This window comes from Streptosporangium nanhuense (genome assembly GCF_059358815.1).
This window is the reverse complement of sequence record NZ_JCADBG010000064.1, coordinates 1-5,816: the sequence shown is the minus strand read 5'-3', so window position 1 is coordinate 5,816 and position 5,816 is coordinate 1. Positions and strand designations below refer to the sequence as shown.

Below are 5,816 nucleotides of genomic sequence, written 5' to 3'. Positions count from 1 at the left end.
GCCGAGACCTTCCGGGTACTGCGGCCCGGCGGCCGCCTGGGTCTCGGCGACGTCGTCACCGAAGGCGCCCTCGACGCCGAGCCGCGGGCGGCCACCGAGCTTCGGGTGGGCTGCGTCGCCGGCTCGCTCAGCGTCGCCGAGTATCGCCGGCTGCCGCTGGAGACCGGTTTCGTGGCCGCCTCGATCACGCTGACCGCCGATCACGGCGACGGAGTTCACTCGGCGATCGTCCAGGCGGTCAAGCCCGCGATCTCGCCGGGGCTGGAGAGCATGGCGGCCGGTGCGCGGCGGGAACATCAGGTCGTGTTCGAGGGCGAGAACCAGCATGGGCGGGCGCAGCCGCGGCCAGCGCAGGGCGTGGTCGATGTCGAGGAGCCAGGAGATGCAGGCCAGGTACTGGCCGCGGTCGCCCGGGGTGTCCCAGTCCTTGGCGGCGATGAGTCCGGCCCACTGCGCCACCCGGGTGTCGTCGTCGCACAGCACGTGCGCGGGCAGGGCGTTCATCAGATTTTCGGCAACGTAGAACTCGGCCGGGACGGGCCCGGCGGCCAGTCACCGGCTGGCCCGCAGCAGCGCGGCCAGGTCGTCGGGCACAGGCATGGGCTGAGTCAGGCCGACGCGGGCGCGGCCGGTGTTGCCCTCGGGGTAGCGGCCCAGCGCCGAGCCGGGCGCGGCCACGACGATCCGGATCACCTGGCCGAACGCCTCGCGCCGGTCGCGCTGAGCAACGGCGAGGGCGAACATCGCGAGATGGTTGGCGGTGTGCGGCCAGGGCCAGGGCTGGGAGATGATGTGCGCGCGCTCCAGGTGTCTCCACCGCGCTTCCGCCTCGGTGGTGCGGGCGGCGCGCATCTCGGCACGGTAGGCGGCCCGCACGGGTGCGGGCATCGGACGGCCGATCATCACGTGTCTCGCGGCGTGTCCTGAACGGGTGAGCAGCAGCCGCCCGCCTCCGAGGCCGTGCTGCCGGACAGGGCGCTGCCCGACACCGCGTTACCGGACAAGGTGGCGGCCGGGACCGCGCAGCAGGCATCGCCGCGCCAGGCTTCGCGGCCTTCCTTGACCGCGACGGCGGCGATGACCAGGGCGGCGACCGGGTCGGCCCAGGACCAGCCGAACAGGCTGTTGAGCGCCAGCCCGATGAGGAGCACGCCGGACAGGTAGGTGCACAGCAGGGTCTGCTTGGAGTCGGCGACCGCGGAGGCCGAACCGAGCTCGCGGCCGGCGCGGCGCTGGGCGGCGGACAGGAACGGCATGATGACCAGGCTCAGGGCGGCCAGGATCAGGCCGGGGGTGGAGTGTTCGGCCTCGCCGGTGCCGAGCAGCGCGCGGACGGCGTCGAAGGTGACGTAGGCGGCCAGCGCGAAGAACGACAGCGCGATGACCCGCAGCGCGCTCCTCTCTCGCGCCTGGTGGTCGGTGGCGGAGAACTGCCAGGCGACCGCGGCGGCGGAGGCGACCTCGACGACGGAGTCCAGGCCGAAGCCGATGAGGGCGCTCGAGGAGGCGATGGTGCCGGCGGTGATGGCCACGCCGGCTTCGATGACGTTGTAGGTGATGGTCGCGGCCACCAGCAGCCGGATGCGGCGGGCCAGCGCGGCGCGCCGGGCCGGGGTGGGGCCGAGCGTGATGGCGGCCATCAGCAGCAGCCCTTCTCCTCGGCGTCGGCGCAGGTGCGCTCGGCGTCGGCCGCGACCGCGATGACGGCGCCGCTCAGGTCGCTCAGGGCGTGGCCGAGCCGGGGGTCGGCGAGCTCGTAGCGGGTGCGGCGGCCGACCGGGACGGCGACGACCAGGCCGCAGTCGCGCAGGCAGGCCAGGTGGTTGCTCAGCCGGGTGCGGGAGACGCCCAGCGCCTCGGCCAGGTCGGCCGGGTGGGCGGGAGCCTCGCGCAGCGCGAGCAGGATCCGGCAGCGGATCGGGTCGGCCAGCGCGCGGCCGAAACGCGTCAGGACCTCGATCTCGGAGGCGATCGTCAACATACCCCCGAGAGTACAGAATTATCTGAATTCAGAAAACCCTGTACTCTCTGGGTCAGACGAGGGTGATCCAGAACGACCAGAAGCGCACCGCGATCAGCGCGAGGAGCGCGCCGAACCACAGCGCGAGCGCGACCGAGTGATAGTTCCTCAACGTCGCCACGACGCGGGCCCCGCGAGCGGGCGCGTCCCCGACGGCGCCAGAGCCGCCGCCCGGTAGGTGGCCCCGGGCGAGGTTGTGCACGGTGACGTACCAGAACAGCGGGATCGTCACCGCCCACACGATCATGCAGTACGGGCACAGGGCGCCGATGACGTAGAGACTCTGGAAGATCAGCCAGTGCACGAGGACCGCGCCGCAGGTGACCCCGGCCTGCAGGCCCAGCCAGAACCACCGGCCGAAGGCGGCCCCGGCCAGCAGCGCGGCGCCGACCGTCACGACGACGGCGAAACCGGCGACGCCCAGCAGCGGGTTGGGGAAGCCGAACAGCTCGGCCTGCGGGGTCGTCATGATCGATCCGCACGACAGCACCGGGTTGATGCTGCAGCTGGGCACGTAGTCCGGGTTCCTCAGCAGGGCGATCTTCTCGACGGTCAGGACGAACGCCGCGAGCAGTCCGACCGCGCCGCCGATCACCAGCAGCCAGGGCAGCAGGCGGGGGAACGGCTGCCCGGGCCACCGCTCGCCTCCCTTCTCACCGCCTGGCCGGTGACCGCCGTGTTCGAGGTGGCCGGGAAGGTCGGCGGGGGCGGACTCAGCCGGCGAGTGCTGCATCGATGGCCGCCTTGAACTCGTCGCGGGACTGGGGCTGGATCTTGGTGCCGTTGAGGAAGAACGTGGGCGTACCGCTCACGCCGAGGGCCTGGCCGTCGGCGACGTCCTTGTTCACCCGCGCCAAGGTGGCCGGGTCGTCGTACGCCTTGTCCCAGGCCGCCATGTCCAGGCCGAGTCCCTGGGCGAAACCGCGGAAGACCGTATCGGCCGGGACCTGCTTCTCTCCCCACTGGGTCTGGGTCTCGTACATCCGCTGGTACATCGCCTCGAACCTGCCCTGCTGGGCGGCGGCCTCCACGGCGCGGGCGGCGCGTTCGGCGTTGAAGTGGCCGGGCAGCGGGAAGTAGCGGACCACGAACGTGACCTTGCCCGCGTACTGCTTACGCAGCTCCTCCACGACCGGGAAGTAGGCCCGGCAGGCCTCGCACTCGAAGTCGAGGAACTCCACCAAGGTCACCTTGCCGTCGGCGGCCCTTTGTACCGTGTGGCTGTCGGCCCGCACCAGCTGCGACTCCCCGGCGGCCACGGCGCCGGTCGTGGCCCCGTCACCGCCGCTGATCCTGCTGATGAGGACGAAGGCGGCCAGCACCACGACCACCGCGCCCGCCACGGCCGCGGTCACCGCGAGGTTCTTCTTGCGGGCGGATTGGCGGGCGTCCGCGGCACGCATCGCCGCGATCTTGGCGCGCCCGCCTGTACTCCGGTCGTGTTGCTGCGACACCTACGCTCCTCACGCCTCGGGCCGCCGCTCGGGGACGCCCCGGCCGGGTGGCCGGGGCCTGACGGCCGCCCCCATACTTCTACACGGCGTAGAAGATCCACGTAAAAACTGTCCGCACCCACTCCGCCTGAGAGCCGGGGTCCCCGGCCCGAAGGGTGTGCCGAGGCACTGGCGTACCCTTCTGCCCACGGTGAAGCGACCACGAAGAAAGGGGCCACCAGTGCGGCTCGGCCATCTGGAGCGCTCGATCATGGAGGCCCTGTGGCAGCACCCGCACGGGATGCTCGCCCAAGACCTCGCCGATTCCCTGCCGTCCCAGCCCGCGGTGACGACCGTGCTGACCGTGCTGCTACGCCTGTCGCACAAGGGCCTGGTCACCCGGGAACGCATCGGCCGGGCGCATCGTTACCGGGCCAGTGCCGGCAAGGACGCCTTCGTCGCCGAGGTCATGCAGGAAGTCCTCGGCGAAGCGGGCGACGTTGACGCCGTGGTGCACCGCTTCGTCGGAACCGTCTCCCCCGAGGTCGCCGCGGCCCTGCGCCTGGCCCTGCAGCACCGAGAAGCAGGGCACGACGAGCAGAACCGGCGAGAGGGGCACGCGCCATGACGGCGTGGATGCTCGCCGCCGGTATCGCGCCGCTTCCCCTTCTGCTCGGCGGGCAGGTGACCGCGCGGCTGGCCTCGGCCGCGTGGACGAGTCGCCAGCCGCGGGCCGCGCTGGTGCTGTGGCAGGCCATCGGCCTGTCCGCCGGCCTGGGCGCCCTCGGGCTGGGCTTGGTCGCCGCGGTCGCGCCGCTGGCGGCGGCCTTCCCGCACGGCGTGCACACCCTCGGCGACCAGATCGCCGACGGGCGGGGCCTGTCCGGCCTGGGCTGGGGCCACGTCGCCGCGCTGGCGTGGTCGCTGGCGCTGCCGGCCTGGCTGCTGGCCCACACCGTGCGCACCCTCGTCACGACAGTCGCCGGCCGGCGACGCCAGCGCCTGCTGATCGACCTGGTCGCCGACCTGGATCGCGACTACGGCGCCTACATCCTGCCCGAGACCCGGCCCCTCGCCTACTGCGTGCCCGGACGCCACGCCCGCGTCGTGGTCAGCCAGGGCACCCTGGAGCGGCTGAGCCCTCGCCACGTGCACGCCGTCCTGGCCCACGAACGCGCGCACGCCCGCGGGCATCACGGCCTGGTCCTGTTGCCGTTCGCTGCGTTGATGCGGGCGTTGCCGATCCTCGGCGCCCCGAAGACGGCTGTGCGGGCGGTGTCGGCGCTGCTGGAGATGCTCGCCGACGACCAAGCACGCCGCGACCACGGTGACCTGGTCCTCGCCCAGGCCATCGTCGAGATGGTCACCCCCGGCGAGCAGCGGTCGGCTCCGGCTCACGCTCTGGCTCTGGCCCAGGTGGACGTCGCCCAACGCCTCCAGCGCCTTTTGACCGACGCGACCGTCCCGGGCCGCGGGACGGCCGTCGCGGCCTATGGTGCCGCGGCCGGGCTGCTCAGCGGGCCCCTGGCCGTGCTGATCGCCCCTGTCGTCTGCACCCTCCTCTAGCCCGCCCCGACAGCCCGCGCACTCCAGGAGTGAAGCATTGACGTGACGCGAGCCCGTGGTGGCTGTGGAGCCGCCGGCGGCAGCGCCAAAGTCCGGTTTGATACTCCCTGGAAGCTGCACCATCAGGCACGATGAGCCGAACGCTCGCATATGGCGCATCTACTGACGCCCCCGTGTCGCCTTGGCAGAGGATGCGGCACATGGAGACCTCGCCTGAGTCTGGGCGGGGTGCACGTCAGCTGTTCATGCGCCGTTCGCCCGCGCTGGGATCGATGGATGTCAATATCGGCATGAGTCGAATTAGGCACTCGTCGATTCCGTGCATGGACGCCCCTGAAGCCAGCGATGACCTGACCATCGATCAGCAACCGGCGATCGCCATCGCGGCGCGCCGGCCGGCGGCTCCCGGGAGTTCCCAAAGCCGTGGACCGAGGAGATCGTCCGGGCCGCCGATGTGGTGATCACCATGGGCTGCGGGGACACCTGCCCGATCTTTCCCGGCAGGCGCTACCTGGACCGGGAACTGCAGGACCCGGCGGGCAAGGGCGCCGAGGGGGTGCGCCCGATCCGCGACGAGATCGAGCGCCGGGTGCGCACCCTCCTCGGCGAGTTCGGCGTGCCGGTCAGCTGACCCCCCACATGCCGAGCACTCATAGACGTCTGTCGATATAGACAGTGCATGACTTCGATGAGTATCTATGTCCGGAGGTCTGATGGAGTTGCTGCAGATCCTTGAGTGCAGCCCGCCGCTGGTTCGCGAGCCCCTGGAGGCCGGGCAGGCCGCCGGGATCGCGCCG

The 5,816-nt window shown here is 71.8% G+C and carries 9 protein-coding genes; 3 read left to right on the top strand and 6 right to left on the bottom strand.

All coding sequences use genetic code 11. The features are described 5' to 3' along the window. From AC5L38_RS43855 to AC5L38_RS43830, 6 genes are all read right to left on the bottom strand, one after another. Positions 1-504 (bottom strand): hypothetical protein (locus tag AC5L38_RS43855; protein WP_495248755.1); only part of this gene is annotated, 504 nt, incomplete at its 3' end. Between the two features lie 48 nt (positions 505-552). Then, on the bottom strand, positions 553-888 hold the full coding sequence (locus tag AC5L38_RS43850; protein WP_495248754.1) for a DUF3703 domain-containing protein: 336 nt from the start codon (positions 886-888) through the stop codon (positions 553-555). Positions 889-902: 14 nt separating this feature from the next. Beyond that, positions 903-1,640 carry a cation efflux transmembrane domain-containing protein gene (locus AC5L38_RS43845; protein WP_495248753.1) on the bottom strand — a complete coding sequence of 246 codons (738 nt, stop codon included), beginning with the start codon at positions 1,638-1,640 and terminating at the stop codon, positions 903-905. Then, a complete protein-coding gene (locus AC5L38_RS43840) occupies positions 1,640-1,981 on the bottom strand; it encodes an ArsR/SmtB family transcription factor (protein ID WP_495248752.1) in 342 nt (113 codons plus the stop codon). Before AC5L38_RS43840 ends, AC5L38_RS43845 begins: the two co-directional genes overlap by 1 nt. Before the next feature lie 52 nt (positions 1,982-2,033). After that, a complete protein-coding gene (locus AC5L38_RS43835) occupies positions 2,034-2,753 on the bottom strand; it encodes a vitamin K epoxide reductase family protein (RefSeq protein WP_495248751.1) in 720 nt (239 codons plus the stop codon). Further along, complete coding sequence (locus AC5L38_RS43830) at positions 2,734-3,474, bottom strand: DsbA family protein (RefSeq protein ID WP_495248750.1); 741 nt, start codon at positions 3,472-3,474, stop codon at positions 2,734-2,736. Before AC5L38_RS43830 ends, AC5L38_RS43835 begins: the two co-directional genes overlap by 20 nt. Positions 3,475-3,694: 220 nt before the next feature. Between AC5L38_RS43830 and AC5L38_RS43825 the strand changes: the two genes are divergently transcribed. The 3 genes from AC5L38_RS43825 (at position 3,695) to AC5L38_RS43815 (ending at position 5,650) form a co-directional block, all read left to right on the top strand. After that, positions 3,695-4,081, top strand: coding sequence for a BlaI/MecI/CopY family transcriptional regulator (locus tag AC5L38_RS43825; protein ID WP_495248749.1), 387 nt, complete (start codon positions 3,695-3,697; stop codon positions 4,079-4,081). Next, the gene (locus AC5L38_RS43820; protein ID WP_495248748.1) at positions 4,078-5,019 is read left to right on the top strand and encodes a M56 family metallopeptidase; all 942 of its coding nucleotides are present in this window, start codon (positions 4,078-4,080) and stop codon (positions 5,017-5,019) included. The genes AC5L38_RS43825 and AC5L38_RS43820 overlap by 4 nt, the downstream gene beginning before the upstream one ends. 466 nt (positions 5,020-5,485) lie before the next feature. Continuing rightward, positions 5,486-5,650 carry a hypothetical protein gene (locus AC5L38_RS43815; RefSeq protein ID WP_495248747.1) on the top strand — a complete coding sequence of 55 codons (165 nt, stop codon included), beginning with the start codon at positions 5,486-5,488 and terminating at the stop codon, positions 5,648-5,650. The last annotated feature ends 166 nt before the right edge of the window (positions 5,651-5,816 follow it).